This window comes from Rhizobium sp. PEPV16, from assembly GCF_008919455.1.
In the GTDB taxonomy this organism is placed as follows: domain Bacteria; phylum Pseudomonadota; class Alphaproteobacteria; order Rhizobiales; family Rhizobiaceae; genus Rhizobium; species Rhizobium leguminosarum_Q.
This window is the reverse complement of the sequence record NZ_VSZV01000346.1, coordinates 1-22,990: the sequence shown is the minus strand read 5'-3', so window position 1 is coordinate 22,990 and position 22,990 is coordinate 1. Positions and strand designations below refer to the sequence as shown.

The 22,990-nt window shown below is 62.0% G+C and carries 27 protein-coding genes; 12 read left to right on the top strand and 15 right to left on the bottom strand.

Annotated elements, in window-relative coordinates; all coding sequences use genetic code 11:
* Positions 1 to 43: 43 nt before the first annotated feature.
* The 4 genes from ftsE (at position 44) to FY112_RS28410 (ending at position 3,378) form a co-directional block, all read left to right on the top strand.
* On the top strand, positions 44 to 703 hold the full coding sequence (gene ftsE, locus FY112_RS28425) for a cell division ATP-binding protein FtsE (RefSeq protein WP_003543317.1): 660 nt from the start codon (positions 44 to 46) through the stop codon (positions 701 to 703).
* Positions 696 to 1,709 carry an ABC transporter permease gene (locus FY112_RS28420; protein WP_017962297.1) on the top strand — a complete coding sequence of 338 codons (1,014 nt, stop codon included), beginning with the start codon at positions 696 to 698 and terminating at the stop codon, positions 1,707 to 1,709. The genes ftsE and FY112_RS28420 overlap by 8 nt, the downstream gene beginning before the upstream one ends.
* A gap of 73 nt (positions 1,710 to 1,782) precedes the next feature.
* Positions 1,783 to 2,493, top strand: a complete 711-nt coding sequence (locus tag FY112_RS28415; RefSeq protein WP_017962298.1) for a YdcF family protein — start codon at positions 1,783 to 1,785, stop codon at positions 2,491 to 2,493.
* An 87-nt stretch (positions 2,494 to 2,580) separates the two neighbouring features.
* Positions 2,581 to 3,378, top strand: a complete 798-nt coding sequence (locus tag FY112_RS28410; RefSeq protein WP_094087316.1) for a 1-acyl-sn-glycerol-3-phosphate acyltransferase — start codon at positions 2,581 to 2,583, stop codon at positions 3,376 to 3,378.
* Positions 3,379 to 3,380: 2 nt separating this feature from the next.
* On the opposite strand, the gene FY112_RS28405 is transcribed toward FY112_RS28410, so the two are convergent.
* The gene (locus tag FY112_RS28405) at positions 3,381 to 3,911 is read right to left on the bottom strand and encodes a gamma-glutamylcyclotransferase (RefSeq protein ID WP_151519842.1); all 531 of its coding nucleotides are present in this window, start codon (positions 3,909 to 3,911) and stop codon (positions 3,381 to 3,383) included.
* 50 nt (positions 3,912 to 3,961) lie between these two features.
* Between FY112_RS28405 and FY112_RS28400 the strand changes: the two genes are divergently transcribed.
* Entirely contained in the window at positions 3,962 to 4,978 is a 1,017-nt protein-coding gene (locus tag FY112_RS28400) for a DUF2125 domain-containing protein (RefSeq protein WP_017962301.1), read from the top strand.
* Here the strand turns inward: FY112_RS28400 and FY112_RS28395 are convergent.
* The 4 genes from FY112_RS28395 to FY112_RS28380 form a co-directional block, all read right to left on the bottom strand.
* Positions 4,975 to 5,394: a GNAT family N-acetyltransferase gene (locus tag FY112_RS28395; protein ID WP_094087314.1), complete on the bottom strand. Its 420-nt coding sequence runs from the start codon at positions 5,392 to 5,394 to the stop codon at positions 4,975 to 4,977. The genes FY112_RS28400 and FY112_RS28395 overlap by 4 nt on opposite strands.
* Before the next feature lie 8 nt (positions 5,395 to 5,402).
* Positions 5,403 to 6,326, bottom strand: a complete 924-nt coding sequence (locus tag FY112_RS28390; protein WP_094087313.1) for a prephenate/arogenate dehydrogenase family protein — start codon at positions 6,324 to 6,326, stop codon at positions 5,403 to 5,405.
* On the bottom strand, positions 6,323 to 7,420 hold the full coding sequence (gene hisC, locus FY112_RS28385; protein WP_171600146.1) for a histidinol-phosphate transaminase: 1,098 nt from the start codon (positions 7,418 to 7,420) through the stop codon (positions 6,323 to 6,325). The genes FY112_RS28390 and hisC overlap by 4 nt, the downstream gene beginning before the upstream one ends.
* A gap of 136 nt (positions 7,421 to 7,556) precedes the next feature.
* Entirely contained in the window at positions 7,557 to 8,333 is a 777-nt protein-coding gene (locus FY112_RS28380; RefSeq protein WP_017962305.1) for a class I SAM-dependent methyltransferase, read from the bottom strand.
* A 53-nt stretch (positions 8,334 to 8,386) separates the two neighbouring features.
* On the opposite strand from FY112_RS28380, the gene gloB reads away from it, so the two are divergent.
* Positions 8,387 to 9,157: a hydroxyacylglutathione hydrolase gene (gene gloB / locus FY112_RS28375; protein WP_151519841.1), complete on the top strand. Its 771-nt coding sequence runs from the start codon at positions 8,387 to 8,389 to the stop codon at positions 9,155 to 9,157.
* Positions 9,157 to 9,579, top strand: coding sequence for a cupin domain-containing protein (locus FY112_RS28370; protein ID WP_017962307.1), 423 nt, complete (start codon positions 9,157 to 9,159; stop codon positions 9,577 to 9,579). The genes gloB and FY112_RS28370 overlap by 1 nt, the downstream gene beginning before the upstream one ends.
* A 118-nt stretch (positions 9,580 to 9,697) precedes the next feature.
* Here FY112_RS28370 and FY112_RS28365 read toward each other — a convergent pair whose 3' ends face one another.
* Both FY112_RS28365 and FY112_RS28360 read right to left on the bottom strand, forming a co-directional pair.
* Positions 9,698 to 10,588, bottom strand: a complete 891-nt coding sequence (locus tag FY112_RS28365; protein WP_151519840.1) for an EamA family transporter — start codon at positions 10,586 to 10,588, stop codon at positions 9,698 to 9,700.
* Positions 10,589 to 10,618: 30 nt separating this feature from the next.
* Complete coding sequence (locus FY112_RS28360; protein WP_151519839.1) at positions 10,619 to 11,401, bottom strand: DUF3108 domain-containing protein; 783 nt, start codon at positions 11,399 to 11,401, stop codon at positions 10,619 to 10,621.
* 242 nt (positions 11,402 to 11,643) lie between these two features.
* On the opposite strand from FY112_RS28360, the gene rpmB reads away from it, so the two are divergent.
* Together rpmB and FY112_RS28350 are read left to right on the top strand one after the other, a co-directional pair.
* Positions 11,644 to 11,946, top strand: a complete 303-nt coding sequence (gene rpmB, locus FY112_RS28355; protein ID WP_151519838.1) for a 50S ribosomal protein L28 — start codon at positions 11,644 to 11,646, stop codon at positions 11,944 to 11,946.
* Positions 11,947 to 12,058: 112 nt separating this feature from the next.
* Positions 12,059 to 12,694: a VUT family protein gene (locus FY112_RS28350; RefSeq protein WP_151519837.1), complete on the top strand. Its 636-nt coding sequence runs from the start codon at positions 12,059 to 12,061 to the stop codon at positions 12,692 to 12,694.
* On the opposite strand, the gene FY112_RS28345 is transcribed toward FY112_RS28350, so the two are convergent.
* From FY112_RS28345 to FY112_RS28325, 5 genes are all read right to left on the bottom strand, one after another.
* On the bottom strand, positions 12,695 to 13,261 hold the full coding sequence (locus tag FY112_RS28345; protein WP_131619920.1) for an AAA family ATPase: 567 nt from the start codon (positions 13,259 to 13,261) through the stop codon (positions 12,695 to 12,697).
* A 174-nt stretch (positions 13,262 to 13,435) separates the two neighbouring features.
* Entirely contained in the window at positions 13,436 to 14,473 is a 1,038-nt protein-coding gene (locus tag FY112_RS28340) for an esterase-like activity of phytase family protein (protein ID WP_151519862.1), read from the bottom strand.
* A gap of 13 nt (positions 14,474 to 14,486) precedes the next feature.
* Positions 14,487 to 16,388, bottom strand: coding sequence for a cobaltochelatase subunit CobT (gene cobT, locus FY112_RS28335; RefSeq protein ID WP_151519836.1), 1,902 nt, complete (start codon positions 16,386 to 16,388; stop codon positions 14,487 to 14,489).
* A gap of 12 nt (positions 16,389 to 16,400) precedes the next feature.
* Positions 16,401 to 17,393, bottom strand: a complete 993-nt coding sequence (gene cobS, locus FY112_RS28330; protein WP_003543345.1) for a cobaltochelatase subunit CobS — start codon at positions 17,391 to 17,393, stop codon at positions 16,401 to 16,403.
* Between the two features lie 310 nt (positions 17,394 to 17,703).
* Entirely contained in the window at positions 17,704 to 18,321 is a 618-nt protein-coding gene (locus FY112_RS28325) for a J domain-containing protein (protein ID WP_011653732.1), read from the bottom strand.
* A 102-nt stretch (positions 18,322 to 18,423) separates the two neighbouring features.
* Between FY112_RS28325 and FY112_RS28320 the strand changes: the two genes are divergently transcribed.
* A complete protein-coding gene (locus tag FY112_RS28320) occupies positions 18,424 to 18,708 on the top strand; it encodes a BolA family transcriptional regulator (protein WP_017962315.1) in 285 nt (94 codons plus the stop codon).
* Between the two features lie 48 nt (positions 18,709 to 18,756).
* Here FY112_RS28320 and FY112_RS28315 read toward each other — a convergent pair whose 3' ends face one another.
* The 3 genes from FY112_RS28315 to FY112_RS28305 are packed head-to-tail and all read right to left on the bottom strand — an operon-like array spanning position 18,757 to position 21,784.
* A complete protein-coding gene (locus FY112_RS28315) occupies positions 18,757 to 20,067 on the bottom strand; it encodes an HlyC/CorC family transporter (RefSeq protein WP_151519835.1) in 1,311 nt (436 codons plus the stop codon).
* A complete protein-coding gene (gene aroB, locus FY112_RS28310) occupies positions 20,067 to 21,197 on the bottom strand; it encodes a 3-dehydroquinate synthase (RefSeq protein WP_151519834.1) in 1,131 nt (376 codons plus the stop codon). Before aroB ends, FY112_RS28315 begins: the two co-directional genes overlap by 1 nt.
* Positions 21,194 to 21,784, bottom strand: coding sequence for a shikimate kinase (locus FY112_RS28305; protein ID WP_151519833.1), 591 nt, complete (start codon positions 21,782 to 21,784; stop codon positions 21,194 to 21,196). Before FY112_RS28305 ends, aroB begins: the two co-directional genes overlap by 4 nt.
* 147 nt (positions 21,785 to 21,931) lie before the next feature.
* On the opposite strand from FY112_RS28305, the gene FY112_RS28300 reads away from it, so the two are divergent.
* Positions 21,932 to 22,108 carry a hypothetical protein gene (locus FY112_RS28300; protein WP_012759201.1) on the top strand — a complete coding sequence of 59 codons (177 nt, stop codon included), beginning with the start codon at positions 21,932 to 21,934 and terminating at the stop codon, positions 22,106 to 22,108.
* A 5-nt stretch (positions 22,109 to 22,113) separates the two neighbouring features.
* The coding region (locus FY112_RS28295) for a site-specific tyrosine recombinase XerD (RefSeq protein WP_151519832.1) at positions 22,114 to 22,990 on the top strand (877 nt) is incomplete at its 3' end.

Sequence of the window (22,990 nt, the reverse complement as noted above, 5' to 3'; positions counted from 1 at the left end):
TAACAAGTCGTGCGGTGAAACCCACAACAGACTGAGCTGCCCGTTGATCCACTTCGAGAATGTCGGTTTGCGCTATGGCATGGGCCCGGAAATCCTCCGGGACCTGACCTTCGACATTCCGAAGAAATCCTTTCAGTTCCTGACGGGTCCATCCGGCGCCGGCAAGACGTCGCTGCTGCGGATGCTTTTCATGTCGTTGCAGCCGACGCGCGGCCTGATCCGCATGTTCGGGCGCGACATTTCCGAAATCCCCCGCCCCGAACTGCCGCTGCTGCGCCGCCGCGTCGGCATCGTCTTCCAGGATTTCCGCCTCCTCGACCATCTCACGACCTATGAGAATGTCGCTTTGCCCTTACGGGTGCGTGGCAAGGATGAGAGCTCCTACAAGACCGACGTCCTGGAACTTTTGAAATGGGTCGGTCTCGGCGAACGCATCAACGTGCTGCCGCCGGTACTCTCCGGCGGCGAGAAGCAGCGCGCCGCAATCGCCCGGGCGTTGATGGATCGGCCGGAAGTGCTGCTGGCCGACGAACCCACAGGCAATGTCGACCCGCCGATGGCCAAGCGCCTGCTCAACCTTTTCCTCGAGCTGAACCGCCTCGGCACGGCAGTCGTGATCGCCACGCATGACCTGGCGCTGATGGAGCAGGTGGAAGCCCGCCGCATGATCCTCTCAGAGGGGCATCTCGATATTTATGACTGAGCCCCCGTCCAGAAACCCCGAGAAGGCGTCTGCCAAGACCCAGCAGAAGCGGCCGGAATTGCGCGTGCGTCCGACCGCGCCGATCCTACCGCCTTCCAACATCCAGGGCAGCGCCTTGATGGTGGTGATATCGATCATGGCCTTTCTCGCCTGCCTGACGCTCGGCGGCGTCAGCATGGTGCGCTCGACGGCGGCCAGCTGGGAGAGCCAGATCTCGCGCGAGATCACCATTCAGATCAAGCCGGACGACAATCTCGACATGGAAAAGGCGCTGGCCCAGGCGCGCGACTTGGCGCTGACTTTCGTCGGCACCAAGAGCGGCCAGATAGTCGACGAGGCGGCAACCGCTCGCCTGCTCGAACCGTGGCTCGGCCCGGGTCTCGATCTCAAGGATCTGCCCGTTCCCCGTCTCGTCATCATCACCATCGACGAGAGCAATCCACCGGATTTCGGTTCGATGCGGGCGCTGCTGAAGGACAGTATCCCGCAGGCCACCCTCGACGATCACCGCACCTGGGTCGACCGGTTGGTGTCCATGGCGCACACGACTGTGATGATCGGCACCGGCATCCTGCTTTTGGTTTTCACAGCGATGGTGCTCACCGTCGTCTTCGCCACGCGCGGCGCGTTGTCGGGTAACCGTCACGTTGTCGAAGTGCTGCATTTCGTCGGCGCCGAAAGCTCCTTCGTCGCCACCGAATTCCAGAAGCATTTCCTGAAGATCAGCCTCAAGGGCTCGGCGATCGGCAGCGCGCTTGCCGCCCTCTTCTTCGCCACCGCCGGTTTCTGGCAAAGCCGCACCCTCGCCACCCCCGAAACGGACCAGGCGACCGCGCTCTTTGGCACCTTCTCCGTCGGCGTGCTCGGTTATGCCGGCATCTTCGCAACGATGATCGTCATCGCGCTGCTCACCACCTTCACCGCCCGGCTCACCGTCATGCGGACGATCTACGAAATCGATACTCTACGCTCGGATCCGACACGCACCGACGGCATCGGAAGTTGATCGTGACCGTGCCGTTTTGCCATGAAAGCGTCTGTTCCGCGCCGCAATCAGCGTATAATCACGATTCATGACGATGGGACACACGACACCCAACCCGATTCATCAGGACCCGGAGCTTGATCGCCCGGCAGCTTTGCTGCCGCGGCGCGGGCCGATCCGCCGCCTGCTGCGCTGGGGCGGCTTTGCCTTCTTGCTGGCAATCGCCTTGGTATTCGGGGGTTTTTTGCGTTTCGCCGATTCCGTGACGACGCTGAAGCCCCCGGCCGAACCGAAGGCGGATGCCATCGTGGTGCTGACGGGTGGTTACCAGCGCATCGACCAGGCCGTGGAGCTGCTGCAGAAGGGTGCCGGCAAGCGCTTGCTCATTTCCGGCGCCCACCCGACGACGACGCCGGCACAGATCCGCAAGATGACGCAGGGTTCGGCCGATCTCTTCTCCTGCTGTGTCGATATCGGTTACGATGCGATCGACACGATCGGCAATGCCGAGGAAGCTTCGAACTGGATCCACGCCAAGGGATACCGCAGCGTTCTGATCGTCACCAACAACTACCACATGCCGCGAAGCCTCGCCGAGCTCTCCTATGTCGATCCCGACATCGAGTTCATCGCTTATCCCGTGGTCAACTCGGATTTGAAGAGCCGCAACTGGTTCACCGACCCGAATGCGATGCGCGTCATGCTGGCCGAATATGTGAAAGTGCTGCTGACCGGCGCCCGCAACATCACCGGCTTCGGCCGCCACACCGGGCTGCGCTCGGCAGGCGTATCCGCCTCAGACTGAGCTTTTACATCAGGGCAGCATCAAACGCTTTTTATGACGGGCAATATCGTGTAGGCCGGTCGCGTGAGCATGCCTCGGGAAAGTTTCATGATCGCCCTGCGTTCCGTTCTCTTCAACACGATCTTCTACGCCAACCTCATCATCCGGATGATCGTGCTCTCGCCCTACTATTTCGTGGTGCCGCGCAAGATCGCCTATGGGATCCCTAAGAACTGGGCGCGCTCCAACCACTGGCTGATGCGGGTGATCGTCGGCACCACCTTCGAGATCGAGGGCCTGGAAAACCTGCCTGATGGCAGTTACATCCTGGCGCCGAAGCATCAGTCCTTCTGGGATACCTACGCACTGCTGCCCTGGCTGAAGGATCCGGTCTACATCCTGAAGCGTGAGCTGATGTGGATTCCGCTCTTCGGCTGGTATGCGAAGAAACAGCGAATGATCCCGGTCGATCGTGGCGCCCGCGGCAAGGTGATGGTGGAAGTGCTGAAACGCACGAAGGAAGAGCTGTCGACCGGCCGCCAGCTCATCATCTATCCCGAGGGCACTCGCCGCCCGCCGGGCGCAGAACCGCTCTATAAATACGGCATCGCCCGCATGTACCGCGACCTTAACCTCCCCGTCGTGCCGGTCGCCATGCATCCCGGCCTCTTCTGGCCGCGGCGGAGCATTCGTCGTTATCCCGGCCATTTCAAGGTGAGGATCCTGCCGCCGATCGCGCCCGGAATGGATCCGGACGCCTTTTTTGCCCATCTGATCGAGGTATCGGAGCGGGCAAGCGACGAGCTTCTGCTCGAAACCGTCGCGCAAAATCCGCATCTGCCGCTCCCGCCGACGGCGGTCGACAGACTGGTCGAGCTGCGCAAGCTGAACGCGGCAACTGGCTGAGATCAGGCGGCGCGCAGCCGCTCCACTTCGTTGACGACCTGCTCCAGCCAATGGTCGCGAATGCCCATCTGCTTCAGATGCGTCAGCGTGTTGAAGACATAGGCATCATTCGGACCAGACTGGCCTTTTGCTTCGTTCACCACGCGCGCCGCCGCAAGCGCATCGAGTGCGCCGGCATATTGCTCATGCTCGCGGTCGATGATGTAGGCGACCGCATCGACCCGGCGCCGGCCGGCAAGCTGCAGCCGCACCCGGCGCTCCAGGTAGACATTGGTCACCAGCTCGCGGGCGCGGAGATAATCGATCACCTCATCCCATTTTTCAGGCGAAATTCGGAAAGCCATGCCACGGCAGGCACCACCCCTGTCGAGGCCGAGAACCAGGCCCGGATTGTCGCGTGTGCCACGATGGACAAAGGAGCGGACGCAGAGCGAACGCCTGTAGCCATAGACCAGGGCCTCTGCCCGCTCCATGAACTCGAAGCCCGGATTCCACATCAGCGAACCGTAGCCAAATACCCAAAATTCGTCCATATCGCACGCCAGACCGGAATCACATTTGCGATTCACCATTGGAGAACATCATGGCAGCGTCAAGCCGATCCGGCAGCAGCCAATCCGGCAGCGGCAAGAAATTCTGGTTGCTGGGTGGAGGCGTCCTCCTGGCGATCGCACTTTATACCGGCGGCTGGTTCTATGCGGCGTCGGCGTTGAAGACCACGGTGCTGAAGGCGATCGCGCCGCGCGACCAGGCAGGCGTCAGCGGTGAATGCTCCGATATCGAATTCCGCGGCTATCCCTTCCGCATCGGCCTGTTCTGCTCCAAGATCGACGTCGACGACAATGTCAACGGCGTCTCCGCCACCTTCGGCGCGCTGCGCTCGGCAGCACAGGTCTATGCACCCGGCGATATCGTCTGGGAACTCGATTCACCGGCCGAAATCCGCACCAGCAACGGCCTTTCGATCTCGGCCCAATGGACGAACCTGCAGGCGAGCCTTGCGACCAGGCTGCAGGGCGTCGACCGCAGCTCAACCGTCATCGAGGGTCTGAAGGCGATGGCCGTCTCCTCCTACAGCGGCCAGACCATGAGCTTCGATGCCGCTCGCACTGAAATCCATCTGCGCCAGAACGGCGCCGATCTCGACGGAGCGATCTCCGTGCAGGACGCCAATACGGCGATCAAGGACTGGCCGCAGATCTTCCCGAAATTGTCTGCCAGCATCGACCTGACCGTCGCCGGCAAGGCCGGCCTGATCGACGGCAGTGACCGGAACGGCCTCAATGGTGCCACCGGCGACCTGCGCCGCATCGTCGCCGACATCGGCGACGGCAAGGTGATGACGCTCACCGGCCCCTTCTCCTTCGACGAGCAGGGCTTCCTCTCGGGAAAATTCAAGCTGGAGATCGAACAGCTCGGCCCCTGGGGGGACAGTCTGAAACAGGCCTTTCCGGATATCGCCTCGACCGTCAACACGGCGACGAAGCTCTTGAAGGCGCTTGCCGGCGGCGGCGACAAGGTCTCGGTCGATCTCGTCGTCGATCGCGGCAACGCTACCGTCAGCGGTTTCATCCCGCTCGGCCGGATTCCGCCAATCTAACCAATTCGCTTGATGAAAAAAACTTCCGGCACCGATTGCAGGCCGGGCAATTCGATCGCACCGGTTTCGGAAAATCCGTTGCGGCGATGCCAGTCCTGAGGCCGGCTTTCGTCGCATTCGCTCGACGTCATCAGCAGGCGGGCACCATCGCCGCGCATGGCGTCTTCCCAGGCGAGAAACAGCGCCGTTCCAACGCCCGACCGACGGTGGCCGGGCACGACGCGGATCATTTCCATATAGGGAACCCTGCCCCAGAAGCGGGAGAAGCGCAGGAAACCGACGATCTCATCGGTCTCCCTGGCAACCAGATATTCGCCGAGCGCGACGCAGCGCGATACCCACGCTTCACCGGCGCTGGCATCCTCACGCACCAGCCAGTCGATATCCGCCTGCCCGGCACTTGCCACCACTACCATCGCGGCGGCTACTTCTTGTCCAGCGCGTGGCGGCCGAAATCCGGCGCGTCGACATCCTGGCCGGCCTGGACGATCGAACGGCGGATGGCGCGTGTGCGGGTGAAGAGTTCGAAAATCTTGTCGCCCTCGCCCCAGCGGATGGCGCGCTGCAGATAGGCGAGATCTTCCGAGAAGCGCGCCAGCATTTCGAGGATCGCATCGCGATTGTGCAGGCAGACGTCGCGCCACATCGTCGGGTCGGACGCAGCAAGGCGAGTGAAATCGCGAAAGCCCGAGGCGGAATATTTGATGACTTCCGACTCCGTCACCGTCTCCAGATCGTCGGCCGTACCGACGATATTGTAGGCGATGATATGCGGCAGGTGCGAGACGATGGCGAGCACCTTGTCGTGGTGCTCGGCATCCATCTCGTCGACCTTCGAGCCCAGCGCCTCCCAGAAGCTGCGCAGCCGCTTCAACGCTGCCTCGTCTGTGCCGGCGACCGGTGTGAAAATGCACCAGCGGCCTTCGAAGAGGCCGGGAAAGCCGGCATCCGGGCCGGATTTCTCCGTACCGGCCAGCGGATGGCCGGGGATGAAATGCACATTATCAGGCATATGCGGCAGCATCTGCGCAATGACCGAGGCCTTGGTGGAGCCGACATCAGTGACGATCGCCCCGGGCTTCAAGCTTGCCGAAATCTCCTTCGCCACACTTTCCGAAGCGCCGACCGGCACCGAGACGATCACCAGATCGGCATCCTTGACGGCATCCTGCGACGACGTCGTGTAGCGGTCTCCGAGGCCGAGCTCTTCCGCGCGTTTCAGCGTATCGGGGCTGCGTGTGGCGACGACGATCTCCCTCGCAAGGCCAAGCCGCCTGATGTCGTAGGCAAGCGACGATCCGATCAGGCCGATGCCGATCAGCGCGATACGATCGAACTGCTCGCTCATGGCTGATGACCCATGAATTCGGTGAGCGCGGCAATCACTCCGCGATTTGCCTCCTCGGGGCCGATGCTCATGCGCAGCGCATTGGCGAAGCCGTAACCGCGCACGGCGCGCAGGATGTAACCGCGGCTCGTCAGCAAATCGTCGGCATCCGCGGCGCGCTTGCCGTCGATCTCGGGGAAATGGATGAGGACGAAATTGGCGACGGACGGCGTCACCTTCAGGCCGATCGCTTCGAGCGCCTGGGTGAGCGTCTCCACCCACATCTGGTTGAAGGAGACCGCCTGCTGGATGAAGGCCTGGTCGCGGATGGCAGCGGCTGCGGCGGCGATTGCCGGTGCGTTCAAGTTGAACGGCGCGCGCACGCGGTTCAGCGCGTCGACGATCTCGGCGGGCGCATACATCCAGCCGACGCGCAGCGCCGCGAGACCATAGGCCTTCGAGAAGGTGCGGGTCATCACCACATTGGCATTGGAGGACACGACCTCGATGCCGGCTTCATAATCGTTGCGGCGCACATATTCTGCATAGGCGGCATCGAGCACCAGGACGACATGTTTCGGCAGTCCGGCCTGCAGGCGGCGGATTTCGCTGACGGAAACATAGGTGCCTGTGGGATTGCCGGGATTGGCGATGAAGACGATCTTCGTCTTCTCCGTCACCGCGGCAAGGATCGCATCGACATCGACGGTATAGTCTTTCTCCTTGACGACGACAGGCGTGGCGCCCGCGCCCAGGATCTGGATCTTGTAGACGAGAAAGCCGTGCTCGGTGATGATGCCCTCGTCGCCGGCGCCGAGATAGACATGGCAGAGCAGGCCGAGCAACTCGTCGGAGCCGTTGCCGCAGAGAATGTTTGCCGGATTGAGGCCGTGCACGGCGGCGATCGCCTCGCGCAGTTCGATCGCCTGCCCGTCGGGATAACGCCCCAGATTGTCGGCAACCGTCTTGAAGGCCTCGATCGCCTTCGGGCTGGCGCCGAGCGGCGTTTCGTTGGACGAAAGCTTGTAGACGCGGGCGACACCCGGCGCATGTTCCTTGCCCGGCACATAGGCTGCGATATCGAGAATACCGGGACGCGGAACGGGCTTGCTCATCTCAACGCTCATGGGTTCGACCTTGGAATTGCCGGTAAATCCGGGCTGAAAAACACCAAGTGGCATTAAAGCGGAATGCGATTGTTGTCGAGAGCTATGGGCGTGACACAAGCAGTGGAGACCACCGCGAGCGACGTCATCTACTACGTGTGGTCGGCACGCCGTGCGGTGCGAGAACCGGCACGAAGACGCGGCGGGAGGCCCGCGCCGCAACCGGCAGCCCCTGATAGAGCCGCTTCTGCGCTTCGACGATGATGACGCCCGAGAAGGCCGGCCAAAGCGTTCGGCCGATCCGCTCGAAGGCGCGCCGCAGGCGCAGGATGGTTCTGAGCTTCGAGGGCGGGAAGAACAGCGCTTCAGCCGTCGCGCCCGGCGTGAAGTTCGTCTCGCGCAGCAGATTTGTCAACTGACCGCGGGAATAGGGCCGGCCCGAACCGAAGGGCGTATGCTCCATGCGTGCCCAGACGCCGCGCCGGTTCGGCACGACGATGACCAGCCGTCCGCCCGGCGCCAGCACCCGCCAGAGCTCCTTTAGCGTCTCGCGCGGGCTTTCGGCGAATTCCAGCGAATGCACCATCAGCACCCGGTCGATCGAGGAGTCCGGCAGCGGCAGTTCCTCGTCGAAAATCAGCGCCGTCGTCGACAGCGAGCCCATCGGCCAGTTCACCGCGCCCTGCCCGGCCGGCATGAAAGCGAAGGTGCGCTCGGTATCGGCCTGGAAGCGATCGAGGAAGGGCACGGCATAACCGAGACCGACCAGACGCTCTTGCGGCAGCCGCACCCAGAGCGAGGACAGCGCCATGGCGATCGACTGCTCGGCAAGACGTCCGAGCTCGGAATGATAAAACTGGCGTAAGTCGACGATATCGGCGTGCATTGCGACAAATGTTATCAGCGGGCGGTTGGACTTCAAGGCCGGAACCTCTACATTTCCGCGAGACTCCTGGGATAAGGGATTATTGAACGATGAAACCTTTGGAATTAGACGTTTTTCTCTGCCGCACCGACAATTTCGGCGTTCTCGTGCACGATCCGGAGACAGGCTTTACCGCGGCGATCGATGCGCCGGAGGAAGCGCCGATCGTGGAAGCGGCGACACGTCGCGGCTGGAAAATCACCCATATCTTCACCACGCATCATCACACCGACCATGTCACCGCCAACCTGGCGCTGAAGGAGCAGTTCGGCTGCGAGATCATCGGCCCAATCAACGAGGCCATCGCCATTCCTGGCCTCGATCGGGCGATGGCTGATGGCGACAGCTTCCTTTTCGGCGATCACACGGTCAACGTCATCGAAACGCCCGGCCACACCGTCGGCCACATCTGCTATCACTTTGTCGACGATAAGCTGCTGTTTGCCGCCGACACGCTGTTTGCGCTCGGCTGCGGCCGGCTGTTCGAACGCCCGGCCGCCGATATGTGGCATTCCCTCCAGAAACTCGCCGTGCTGCCCGATGAGACCGCCATCTATTTCGGCCATGAATACACATTGTCCAATGCCCGCTTCGCGCTGACCGTTGATCCCGACAATGAGCGCCTCAAGAGCCGTGCCGCCGAGATCGAGACCTTGCGCGCCGACGGCAAATTCACCATCCCGACGACATTGGGGCTGGAAAAGGAAACCAACCCGTTCCTGCGCGCCGCCGATCCGGCGATCCGCCGCAATCTGGTGATGGAAGGCAAGACCAACGAGGAAGTCTTTGCCGAGATCCGCAAGCGCAAGGACAATTTCTGATGTCTCCCGATGACATCATCCGCGAACTCGGCCTGCAGCCGCATCCCGAAGGTGGCTGGTACGTGCAGACATTCCGCGATACGGCGGGCGGAGAACGCGGCCATTCGACGGCGATCTATTATCTGCTGACCAGGGGACAGCGTTCGCACTGGCATCGTGTCCATGACGCCGCCGAGGTCTGGCATTATTACGCCGGCGCGCCGCTCTCGCTGCACCGGTCGGAAGACGGAACGGCAAGCGAGACCCTGACGCTCGGAACGAATCTCCCTGCTGGCGAGCGGCCGCAGGCAATCATTCCCGCCAATTGGTGGCAATCGGCCGAAACCCTTGGCGATTTCAGCTTGGTCGGCTGCACCGTCTCGCCCGGCTTCGAATTTTCGAGCTTCGAGATGGCGCCGCCCGATTGGAAGCCCGGCGGCTAGAGCATGATGCCGAAAAGTGTGGGCGGTTTTCGGGCGACATCATGCTCCAACTATCTAATTTAGAACAGGATTCAGATTTTAGGCCGGCCGGGCCTAAATCTGAATCCTGTTCTAAGGCCTACTCTGCTGCCGCAGACTGCGCCGGAGTTTTGCGGCGGAACATGTCCTGGGCGGCGAGCACCGCCCCGCCGGTGACGAGCAGGCAGGCAAGAGCAATGCGCCAGCTCGGCTCGGCAAATCCGAACAACACCAGAATAAGCGTCGAAAGCAGAGGTGCTGCATAACTTGCCGCGCCGAGAATCTGGATATCGCCGTTCTTGACGCCGTAATCCCAGGCGTAGAAGGCGGCACCGACCGGAAGGAGCCCGAGCCCGGCGACGGCGACCCATTCGAAAACCGTTTCCGGCCAGACGGTCGTCTCAAGGCCGAGATGGCAGAAGAGCGACAGGATGGAGGTCGCAAGGCAGAAGCCGGTGACGACATCCGTGGAGACGGCGTCAAAACGCCGCGTCAGCAGCGAATAGCCGGACCATGTGAAGGCGCAGAGAAAGGCAGCACCGTAACCGACGGCATAGACGCCGTCGAAATCAATGCCGTTGCGGCCGACGATCAGGAAGGTGCCGCAAAGTCCGGCAAGCGCACCTGCCACATGATACCAGCGCAGCCGTTCGCCCGGCAGCAGTGCCGAACCGACGACGATCAACAGCGGCCAGAGATAGGCGACCAGTCCCGCCTCCACCGCCGGCGCGTTCCGGAGCGCGGTAAAATAGAGGAAATGATAGCCGAACAGCCCCGCAATGCCGGTTATCCAGACCTTGGCCGGCTGCTTCAGCAGCGCCAGCCGCGAGGGATTGAGGGTAAGAACCACAAGGCCGGGAATGCTGCCGATCGCAAAGCAGACGGCCGAAAGCTGGAACGGCGGCATCTTGCCGGAGGCGGCGGTGAACAACGCCAGGAACGACCACATCAGAATGGCCGTAAAGCCGATCAACGTCGCGCGAAGCTTCACCTGTCCCCCTTCACGGAGGCAGAAGCTCCGTCAGCTGTTGCTGCCGTATTTGACGGCAGTGATCGTCACCATTCCATATTCGGTTGGAATGCGCACATAGACAGGAGCGTATACATTTGCCGCGTCCGACTTGGCAAACCAGATTTCCATCCGGTTGCTCTTGCTGAGATAGTCGATGTCCTTGCGGCCTTTCTTGTAGCCCGAGCGCGGTACGAAGCGCACGCCGCAGACGGTCGCCTTGCCCTTGAACCCATTGGTGGAAAAATCCTCGTCGCCCTTCGACGACAGCACCAGATCCATGCGCGTCTCGCCGTCGAAGATCGGCAGCGTCTGCGAGCAGACCTTGGTATCGCCGGTGAAGACTAGGCCGGAGATCGGATCGAGCACCGAGCGCATGTCGCGCGGCGTGACGTCGATCCAGTTCTTCGGACGCTTCGGCATCGGTGTCGTCGTCGCCGAGATGATGTTGCCGTTGCGGTAGCTGACCTCGTAGACGCGGGCCTTCCTCTTGCCGCTCTTGTAGTAGAGCGAATATTTCAACGCCTGCAGCCTGTTCTTGCGCACGACGCCGGTGACGCTGGTCTTGGCCGAAATCGTCGTGACGAGATCGGCAAGACCGGCAGAATTGATGTCGCCGGCGATCTTGTAGCTGTGATCGTCCTCGATCTGCGTCAGGAACGCGGCGCGCGCGATCGGCAGGCCGGCGAGCGCCACCCGGTATTCCGTCCGATGCTGAATTTCGGCCGCCGATGCCGGTATGGCAAGAAGTGCGGCGATGGCCGAAATGAAAATCCGTCTGCCCGAATGAGCCATGGAAAAAGCCTTGTCTTGCTGCGCGCTGGCAGGCCCTTGCTGAGCGCTCTATACTCCTGCCGCGAAGGGAAGAAAACAGCAGCTTTTTGACAGAATTGCGGGAAAGGCCAAGGTTTGGCTTGACGCGAGCAGCCTGTCTGACTATAGAACCGCAACTTTCCAATCATGCCCGTTGGATTGCGCGCCTGGCTTTGCCGGGAATGGCAATTCGATGGCCCGAGAAAAACAAGAATAGGTGTTCCATGTCCCGCGTGTGCGAATTGACCGGCAAGGCCGTCCTGACTGGTAACAATGTCAGCCATGCCAACAACAAGACCAAGCGCCGGTTCCTGCCGAACCTGTGCCAGGTAACGCTGATTTCCGACGCTCTCAACCAGCGTTATCGTCTTCGCGTTTCGGCTGCCGCTCTTCGCTCCGTCGAGCATCGTGGCGGCCTCGATGCCTTTCTGCTGAAGGCCAGCGAAAACGAACTGTCGATGCGCGCTCGCCTGCTGCGCCGTCAGATCGCCAAGAAGACCGCTGAAGCTGCTGCTGCTGCTGCGTAAGCTTCTGCCCTTCTTTCATACGGCTTCAAAAGGCTTGAACGGATAATACCGGACAAGCCTTTTGCTTTGCCGGTTTGCTCCTCCAACTGGTGGCATCACCCAGGATAAAAAAATGCTGAAGATCCGCTATACCATCGCCTATGTCGCGCTGATGACGCTCGTCGTCGTCGCCTCCAACTTCCTCGTCCAGTTTCCGCTGAACGCCGAAGTCGCCGGCATCAACCTCGCGGACATCCTGACCTGGGGCGCCTTTTCCTATCCGATCGCTTTCCTCATCACCGATCTGACCAACCGCCAGTTCGGCCCGCAGGCAGCCCGCAAGGTCGTCTTTGCCGGCTTCATTGTCGGCGTGACGCTATCCTTCTTCACCTCGGTGCCGCGCATCGCCATCGCTTCCGGCTCGGCCTATCTCGCCGGCCAGCTGCTCGATATCGCCGTCTTCAACCGCCTCCGCCGCCAGGCCTGGTGGCGCGCGCCGCTGGTCGGCTCGCTGATCGGCTCGGCGCTCGATACGGTGATGTTCTTCTCGCTGTCCTTCGCCGCCTTTTTCGTCTTCCTCGGCCCGAACGATCCCTTTGCGCTGGAAGCAGCCCCCGTCCTCGGCGTCTTCGCCGCCGAGGCTCCACGCTGGATTTCCTGGGCGATCGGCGATTTCGCCGTGAAGATGATCGTCGGCCTCGTCATGCTGCTGCCTTATGGCGCACTGATGAACGTGCTGCGACCGATGCAGGCCGCTCGCGCCAGCTAATCAGGGACGCCGCCGGACCGCACCGGCGGCGATCGCGGGATGCAGCAGAGCCTCTGCAACCAGATCGTCGATATCTCGTGACGAATCGAGCCGCAACACCGGCGCCGTCTGCGTTTCCAGCCATTGTTCATGCGCCGCAAGGCTGCGGCGTTCCGGACCGGCTGTGTCATAGCTGGCCGCCCACTGCAGGAATTCTCCGCTTTTAACTTCCATGTCGCCACCAGGCCCGATCCTGTTTCCATATCGGGCAATCTCCCGCGCGCGGATGCGCGCCATCCGCAGCTCCGCCTCGATCCTGAGGAATATGATCAGATCGTAAAGCGGCTCCAGTGGCCCACCCCATTTCAGCGTGGATCCGGAAAGGACCCAGCCGTCATGCCGTGCCGCTTCATCGAGGAGCAGCCGGATGCGCTCGTCGGCGTCACGCGGCGTCGTGAACGGCGGATCGGTCGGCATCCAGAAGAAATCGTCAGTGTCGAGATGGGCGATATCAAGCCTTTCGGCAAGCGCACGGCCGAGCGATGTCGTACCGGAACCGGACGCGCCCATGACATGAATATGCACCACGAACTTCCCTCCGAGGCTGCTTTCCCGATGTCGCAAGCCGGCCGATTGCGGCGGGATAGCCGAGGCATATGACATCAGTCTGACGTCCAGAGCGCCGTGCGTCCTTTCGGACGCACAAAGGACGCTCTAACATTTCATTTTGAATCTACGTATCGTGCTTTCCGAAGGCTAGGATCAATTCCGCTTCCGGGAATTCGGCGCTGACCACGCGGCCTCTTCAGAAAGCCGAAATTCCAGCATCAGATTGCGCTGCAGGATCGAATGATTGTCGTCCGACACTAGAATGATATGGGTCGTGCCGTCGGCGGCCTGGAAAGCATCGAGCCCTTCCATATTGTCGATCTGCGAGTTGAAATTGCCTTCCAGCAGCAAGTCGCCGTCGACGACGGCGTCGGGCCTGATGTCGGCGCCCTTGATGCGCCGAAGACGCATGCCGATGCCTTCGGCCATGTTGAAGCGGCGCTCCAGCAGCAGCAGGTCGCCGTTCGGCAGGAAGGCACCGTCGGTGATGTCGAAGCTGCCGTCCCGCTTAACCGAGAAACGGCCTTTCAGCGGCCCGCTGAGAATGGCCGCCAGCCGGTTGCCGTCACTGTCGAGACCCCGTTCGGAAACGACGACCACGCCGCCCCGTAGCGGGCTGGATGCCGGCGCCGCGGTGATGGTTTCGATGCCGCGGTTGTCGCTCAGCATTCTCCGCGGGATCAGGATCGGCAAAGTGGCGATCGCTCCCGAGCCGGCAAAGCCGGGATCGGGATAGACATCGACGCGATGAGCCTGCTCGAAGGAGACCAGGATCCGCTCGCCGTCGAGCGCCAGGCCCTCGGCATCCATATGTCCCTTGCCTTCGAAGCTGCGCCCAGCGCTGTTCTTCATCGGCGTGATCTCAACATCCGAAAGGCCGGAAAGCCTGCCCTTGACGTCGCGCTCGATGCTGCCGGTCAGCCACTGGCCGGTATCGAGCACGACGACGAAATGTTTTTGGTCCGGCCGGAAACGGATGGAGGAGAGCGAGCCGAATAGCGCTCGGCTGGAGACCATTTCCAGCCCGCCGAGAAATTCCAGCGAACCAAATTGCGTCTCCGAAGAGCCGATCCTGAAATCGGAGATTTGCCGGCTAATGACAGGCACGTCGTCGCCGGCCCATGACGAGGAAGCGCCGGCTGCGATACAGAGCGCGATCGACGCCGCACGGCAGAGGCGCTTGACCGTCATTCTTCCCGCGATGTCAGCCGGCACGGCGTATCCGGCCGCCGCGCGGCTGGACAGATTGGTCCTCGAACAGTGAAGCAAGCTGCTCGGTCATCGCACCGGCAAGCTCGTCCGCATCGACGATGGTCACGGCGCGGCGATAGTAGCGCGTCACGTCGTGGCCGATGCCGATCGCCAGCAGTTCGACAGGCGAGCGCGTCTCGATCTGTTCAATGACAGCGCGCAGGTGCCGCTCGAGATAATTGCCCGGATTGACCGACAGCGTCGAATCGTCCACCGGCGCGCCGTCCGAGATCATCATCAGGATGCGGCGCTGCTCGCGGCGCGCGAGCAGGCGATTATGCGCCCAGATCAGCGCCTCGCCGTCGATATTTTCCTTGAGCAGCCCCTCGCGCATCAGCAACCCGAGCTTGGCGCGCGCGCGCCGCCACGGCGCGTCGGCCGACTTGTAGATGATATGACGCAGGTCGTTGAGACGGCCTGGCGTCTGCGGCTTGCCACCGGCAAGCCAATTTTCACGCGCCTGCCCGCCCTTCCAGGCCTTGGTCGTAAAGCCCAGGATCTCGACCTTGACGCCGCAACGCTCAAGCGTGCGGGCAAGAATGTCGGCGCAGGTGGCGGCAACCGTGATCGGCCGGCCGCGCATCGAGCCGGAATTGTCGATGAGCAGGGTAACGACGGTATCGCGGAACTGGGTGTCGCGCTCCATCTTGAAGGAGAGCGCCTGCATCGGATCGATGATGATACGCTGCAGCCGCGCCGGATCGAGATAACCCTCTTCCAGGTCGAAATCCCAGGAGCGGTTCTGCTGCGCCATCAGGCGGCGCTGCAGCCGGTTGGCGAGACGTCCGACAGCACCTTGCAGATGCGCCAGCTGCTTGTCGAGGAAGGCGCGCAGGCGCTCCAGCTCGGCGGCGTCGCAAAGTTCTTCGGCGGTGATGATCTCGTCGAACTCTTCGGTAAAGACGTGATAATCGACCTTCTCGTTGAAATCGGCGAAAGGCGTATTCGGCCGGCGGGTCTCGCCCGGCGTTTCCGAGTCGTCCTCACCTTCTTCCATCATGTCGTCGTCAGAGATTTCGGCGCCTTCGGTCTCGCCGTCCTCCATCTGCTCGTCGGCAACTTCACTGTCCTCGACGGGGGCGGCGTCGGTGCCGGCATCCTCGTCAACCTCGTCCTGGTCCTGTTCGTCGCCGCTCGGCTGGTCTTCCTGCTCCGACTGGTCGTCATTGTCGGCGTCGCTGTCATCGTCGCCGTACTCCTCGGCCATTTCCATGGCCGACAGCATGTTGCGGATGACCTTGGCGAAGGCCTGCTGGTCGTTGATCGCGCTCGACAGATTGTCGAGTTCGGACCCTGCCTTGTCCTCGATAAAATCGCGCCAGAGGTCGAGCACCTTGCCGGCGGAGGCCGGCGGGCGCTGGCCGGTCAGCTTCTCGCGCACCATCATCGCAACCGCTTCGCCGACCGGTGCGTCTTCCTGGCGCTCGATGCCGGTAAAATTCGCCTTCGAATATTTCTCATCCGTCATGGAGCGCAGGTTCGACGCCATGCCCTCCATGCGCAGCGCGCCGATCGATTCGACACGCGCCTGCTCAACCACATCGAAGATCGCCCGGGCATCCGAGCCCTGTGGTGCCATCGTCGCATGCACCTTCTCGTCATGGCAGGCGAGCCGCAGCGCCATCGAATCGCCGAGACCACGAGTGACCGCCAGCTCATGCGCCGTCGGCCGCTTGGAAAGTTCCGGCAGTCGAATGCGCTCGCCGGTCATCCCCGGCCGTTCGTTGGCGAAGGTCACCTCGACGTCGCCGTCGCCGGCGATCGAGCGCACGCAGCCGGTTATCGCCCGGCGCAATGGCTCGACGTCGACAGGCGCGCCGGGCTTTGCTTTCGAATTGTCACCGCGAGCTGCCATGATCGGTCGGTCTCAAGCTCCGAGAACGATATTGGCGGCACTTTCCTTCAGCTCGACGCCGAAGGCCCGCTGATAGTGCTCGGCGACCAGCGGACGCTCCAACTCGTCGCACTTGTTGAGGAATGTGACGCGGAAGGCGAAGGCGAGATCGCCGAAGATCTCGGCGTTTTCGGCCCAGGTGATGACCGTGCGCGGGCTCATGACTGTGGACAGATCACCGTTCATGAAGGCAGCGCGCGTCAGGTCGGCGACGCGCACCATCTTCGACACGGTCTCGCGGCCGCCCTTGTCCTTGCCGAAGCTCTTCACCTTGGCAGAAACGATATTCACTTCATGATCATGCGGCAGGTAGTTCAGCGTGGTGACGATCGACCAGCGGTCCATCTGCGCCTGGTTGATCTGCTGCGTGCCGTGATAGAGGCCGGTCGTGTCACCGAGGCCGATCGTGTTCGCAGTCGCAAACAGACGGAAGGCCGGGTGCGGCCGAATGACGCGGCTCTGGTCGAGCAGCGTCAGGCGGCCGGAGGATTCGAGCACGCGCTGGATGACGAACATCACATCGGGACGGCCGGCGTCATATTCGTCGAAAACGAGCGCAACATTGTGCTGATAGGCCCAGGGCAGGATGCCGTCCTTGAATTCGGTGACCTGCAGCCCGTCCTTGACGACGATCGCATCCTTGCCGACGAGATCGATACGGCTGACATGGCTGTCGAGGTTGATGCGCACGCAGGGCCAGTTGAGGCGCGCCGCCACCTGCTCGATATGCGAGGACTTGCCCGTGCCGTGATAGCCGGAAATCATCACGCGGCGGTTATGGGCGAAGCCTGCGAGAATGGCGAGCGTCGTGTCGCGGTCGAACAGGTAGTCGGTATCGAGATCCGGCACATAGGCGTCGCCCTTGCTGTAGGCGGGAACGCGGATGTCGGAATCGATGCCGAAGGCCTCGCGAACCGAAACGGTGGTATCGGGCAGTTCTGATATATCCAGGTCGATCTTGCTCATCATGTCTCCAAGGCGGGTGATGCCACCCGGCCATACTGTCTCAGGCCATGTCGCAACCCAGACGCCGCGTTTTTTATTCCGCGCCCGTCCAGGTCGGAACGTCGGCGATACTTCTCCGGGACTGAAACGAAACCTCGGCGGGATAATGACCGCGTGCGAGCATTCTTGAAAGAGTCCCGGACAAGAAACGCCGCGTCCGGAAGGTCGGCGGAGGCGATGTCGGGAAAACGCACAAATATGAGCCGCGTTTGCCTGCGGCCTCAGCCGATTGGGACCATACCCGATTGAAGCCCAAGAGCAAGGACGGGAATTAACAAAAACCGTTCTGCTTCAACAATTGATAGGCCTGGATGACCGCACGGAAACGCTCCTCCGAGCCGCGGTCGCCGCCATTGGCATCCGGATGGTGTTTCTTCACCAGTTCCTTGTAGCGGCTCTTGATCTCCGCCGATGTCGCATTGGCATCGAGGCCCATCGTTTCGAAGGCCTTGGTCTCAAGCGATTTCAGCTTGCGCGCCTGGGGAAAACGCGGTCCGCTGCCTTTGCCGCCTTCCTTGACGAAGCCGAAGGGATCGCGAACGCGGGTATAGGCGCCGGAGCGGATCTCCGAATGCAGCGGACTGTCTTTCGCCGCCTTGTTGACGCCGACCGTCCATGTCGGCCGATGGCCGGTGATCGCCTCTTTCTGATAACGCGCGATCTCGCCGTCCGAAAGACCGGAGAAATAATTGTAGCCCTTGTTGTATTCCTTGACGTGCTCGAAGCAGAACAAGAAGAACTGGCCTTCCGCATTGCGGCCGACGGGAGCGCGATGCGCCCCCTTCTTGTCGCACCCGTCCCATTGACAGGTAGGCGGCGCCTGCTCTGTCTCCGGCTCGCGTTTGCGGCGTGTTCGGATGCGATCGAAATATTTGGAATCAAGTCTCATGACGGCGCTAATTATGGGGCTGTCGCGAAGCGACAACAAGAATTGACAAACGGGAATGTTGCAGGCTTGGTAGGAACCCTTTTCGCGAACCAGCAAGACCGGATGATGACCCTGCGAACCCGCATCGAAGAAAAACTTGTCAAAGCCTTCGCGCCCGAACGCCTGAGCGTCATCGACGAAAGCCATCTGCATGCCGGACACCAGCCTGATATCACGGGCACCGGCGAAACCCATATGCGGGTGAGGATCGTTTCCGGAAAATTCGCCGGCATGTCGCGGCTGGCGCGTCACCGGGCAATCACCGACCTGTTGAAACCGGAGCTCGATGCCGGCCTGCATGCGCTGGCCGTCGAACCGGCTGCACCTGATGAACCGACACGCTGGTAGCGGCACCGAAGCCTATATGGGCATTGACCGTCTAAGATCCAAGCAGAATCAGGCTGGCTTTGCGCCGTCTTCCCCGGCCGGGCGGATGCGCAGCTTGGTGATGCGGTTCTTCTCCCGCTTCATGACGACGAAACGCTTGCCGTAGAAAGTGAAGGCCTGGCGCTCTTCCGGGATGGTCATCGATTCGTGGATGACGAGGCCAGCGATCGTCGTCGCCTCCTCATCGGGCAGGTTCCAGTCGAGCGCGCGGTTCAGGTCGCGGATCGGCACGCCGCCGTCGACGACGACGGAACCGTCGGCCTCCTGACGCACGCCCTGTATCTCGATATCGTGCTCGTCGGAGATGTCACCGACGATTTCCTCGAGAATATCCTCGAGCGTGACGATGCCCTGCACCTCGCCATATTCGTCGACGACGACGGCGAAATGCTGCTTGCGGCGCAGGAAGGCGTTGAGCTGGTCCTCGAGGTTGGTGCTGTCGGGCACGAACCACGGCTTCTGCGCGATCTTCACGATATCGAGGTTCTGCGGCTCCATGTTCGGCTCGGCGAGCGCCCGCAGCAGATCCTTGGCGTGGACGACGCCGATGATGTTGTCGATCGTGCCGCGCCACAATGGCATGCGCGTATAAGGGCTTTCGAGGATGACGCGCACCACCGCTTCCGGCGCATCGTCGGCATTGATCGCCCGCATCGCGGTGCGGTGGACCATGATGTCGGAGAGTTCGAGCTCGCTGAGATCGAGTACGCCGCCGAGCCGGTCACGGTCGGCCTTCACCACGGACCCTTCGCGGTGCAGCAGATCGACGGCGCCGCGCAGCTCCTCATGCGCCGTCAGCATCGATGTCTCTCGTGAGAGATTGATGCCGAACAGCGAAAGAATCTGCCGCACGATCGCATTGACGAAGGAGGAAACCGGGCCGACGACGGCGACGAAGAGCTTGGCCGGCAGCGCGATGGCGAGTGCGAAGCGCTCTGGCGCCGAAATCGCCCAGCTCTTCGGCAGCACTTCCGCGAAGATGACCAGGATGACGGTCATTGCGAGCGTCGCCAGCGCCACGCCGGAACTGCCGAACAGCCCGAGGAAGAGGCTGGTGGCGATCGAGGAGGACAGGATATTGGCGAGATTGTTGCCGATGAGCAGCGCGCCGATCAGCCGGTCGCGGCGCTCGATCAACTGCCGGACGAAGCCGGCACGTTGGTCGCCGTTGACCTCAAGCGTATGAATACGGCTGCGCGAAACGGCGGTCAGCGCTGTCTCGGAACCGGAAAAGAAGGCGGACATGAGCACCAGCGCCGTGATCGACAGGATCTCCGGCCAGTATGTCGCGAGAAATGCCAGAGCGCCTTCGACCGACATCAGGCGTGTTTTTCCCGGAGAAAGCTGATCACTTCGGAGGCCGGAACGTCGTCGGCAACGAAGGACTGGCCGATGCCGCGCGTCAGGATGAAATTGAGCTTGCCGCTCTTGACCTTCTTGTCCTGGGCGATCGCGTCCATCAGCGTTTCGGCCGGCGGCAGCTCGCCCGGAATGTCGGACATGCGGGTCGGCAGGCCGACCTCCTTCAGATGCCGCTCGACGCGCCGCGCATCGTCGGGGCTTGCAAGGTTCATCCGTGCGGAGAATTCATGCGCCAGCACCATGCCGATCGAAACGCCCTCGCCATGCACCAGGCGGGAGCTGTCATAGGCGGTCGCCGCTTCCAGTGCGTGGCCGAAGGTATGGCCGAGATTGAGCAGCGCCCGCTGACCATTCTCACGCTCGTCGGCAACGACGACATCGGCCTTTGCCTGGCAGCTTGCGGCAATCGCCTCGATGCGCGCGGAGCCGCCTGCAAAAACCGCCTTCCAGTTCGCTTCCAGCCAGGCAAAGAAATCCGGCTTGTCGATCAGCCCGTATTTCGCGACCTCGGCGTAACCTGCGCGAAATTCGCGCGCGCTCAACGAATTCAGCACATCCGTATCGGCCAGAACCAAGTCCGGCTGATGGAAGATGCCGATCAGATTCTTGCCGTGGCGGGAGTTGATCCCGGTCTTGCCGCCGACGGAGGAATCGACCTGCGACAGCAGCGAGGTCGGTACCTGCACGAAGCGCACGCCGCGGCGGACGATGCCGGCCGCAAATCCCGAAAGATCGCCGATGACGCCGCCGCCCAGCGCGATGACGTAATCGTTACGCTCGACGCGCGCCTCCAGCACCTTGTCGCAGGCCGTGATCAGATGTTCGAAACTCTTGGTCTTCTCGCCGGCCGGCAGGACGACCGCAGCCGAGGCGATACCCGCTTCATCCAGACTTGCGACGAGAGCTTTGAGATAGAGCGGCGCGACATTTTCGTCGGTGATAACAGCCGCCTTGCGGCCCTTGAGGCGAGAGGCGATCTCGGCGCCGGCCCGCACAATCAGCCCCGGCCCGATCAGGATGTCGTAGGCGCGCTCGCCGAGCGGCACATGCACCGTTCGGATGGCGGAGGCGGAGGTTATCGCATTCATGACGCTGCACTTTCCTTCTGAGCTTCGATCAAGGCCTTTAAGACTTCGTCGGCCATGATTTCCTTGCGGACGTCGCGCGAAAGCACGGTCAGATCGGCCTGCGCATAGATCGGATAACGCGCATCCATCAGGCCCTCGAGCGTCTGCTTCGGATTTTCGGTCTTGAGCAGCGGCCGCGTGTCGCGCTTGGCGACCCGGTCCCAGAGCACGTCGAGATCGGCCTTCAGCCAGACGGAAAGGCCGCCCTTCTTGATATGCTTGCGCGTCCGGTCGTTGACGAAGGCGCCGCCTCCGGTGGAGACGACACGCGGCCCGCTCTTCAGCAGCCGCTTGATCACCCGCGCTTCCAACGCCCGGAACTCCTGCTCCCCATAGGCGGCGAATAGCTCGGCGATCGTCATGCGCGACACCCGCTCGATCTCGAGATCGCTGTCGATGAAGGGAATGGCGAGCTGGCTGGCGACGATGCGCCCGACAGAGGATTTGCCGGCGCCCATCAGGCCGACAAGGATCAGATTGCGTGAACCGAGCGCGGCGCGAGCTCTGTCTTTCAAGCTGTCAGCAACGGTCAGCAGTTGTTCACTCATCGGTCCATTCACACTTTGTTTGCAAACCGTATCGACAAATGCAGGTGTAGCGTCAAGTCGCAGGCAAGGGAATCATGGCTTGAATACCGCTTCTTGCACTTGCAGATAGGCTTCTTATAACAGAAGCGAGCATGAAGGAGTTACCTGATGCCGACCCTGTTCCGTTTCCTGTTCGTCTGTGCGATCCTCGCCGGGACGGTCTACGGAGCGATGCTGGCGCTTGTGACCTTCGTGGAGCCGCAGCAGCGCGACGTGACGATCCGCATTCCGTCCGAGCGGGTCAATCCGCCCGCCACGGGCGCGATCGACACGACCCGGAAGTGATCGGTATGGTGGATCTCGGCCGCGTCCATGTGGAATCCTTCCTGGAGATGATGAGCGCCGAGCGGGGTGCTGCCGCCAATACGCTGCAATCCTATGAACGCGATCTCGACGACGTCCGCACCTTCCTGAAGGAGCGCAGCATACGGCTCACCGAAGCCGCCTCCGCCGATCTCGCCGCCTATCTCTCCTCGCTCGCCCGAAAGGGCTTCAAGCCCTCGTCCCAGGCGCGCCGGCTTGCCGCCATGCGGCAATTCTACAAATTCCTCTACGCCGAGGGACTGAGGACCGACGACCCCACCGGCATACTCGACGCGCCGAAGAAGGGCCGTCCGCTGCCGAAGACGATGGGCGTCGAAGAGGTCGGCAGGCTGCTTTCGCAGGCAGAGGCCGAGGCGGAGGATGCAAGCCCGGGCCAGCTGCAGCGCCTGCGCATGCTGGCACTGCTGGAACTGCTCTATGCCACCGGAATGCGGGTCAGCGAACTCGTCTCGCTTCCAGCCCGCGTGCTCGATCAGGAAGGCCGTTTCCTAATGATCCGCGGCAAGGGCAACAAGGAGCGGCTGGTGCCGTTGTCGCAATCGGCGATATCAGCCCTGAAATCCTATGGGCGCCTGCTGGCGGCGGAAAATGCAGCAATGAAGGAGCCGCAGGAAAGCCCCTGGCTGTTTCCCTCCGTCTCGAAAGAAGGATACCTGCCGCGCCAGGTTTTTGCCCGCGACCTTAAGAACCTGGCGATCCGCGCCGGCCTGACGCCGTCGCTGATCTCGCCGCATGTCATGCGCCACGCCTTCGCCAGCCACCTGCTGGCCAACGGCGCCGATCTGCGCGTCGTACAGGAACTCCTCAGCCATTCGGACATTTCGACCACACAGATCTACACAC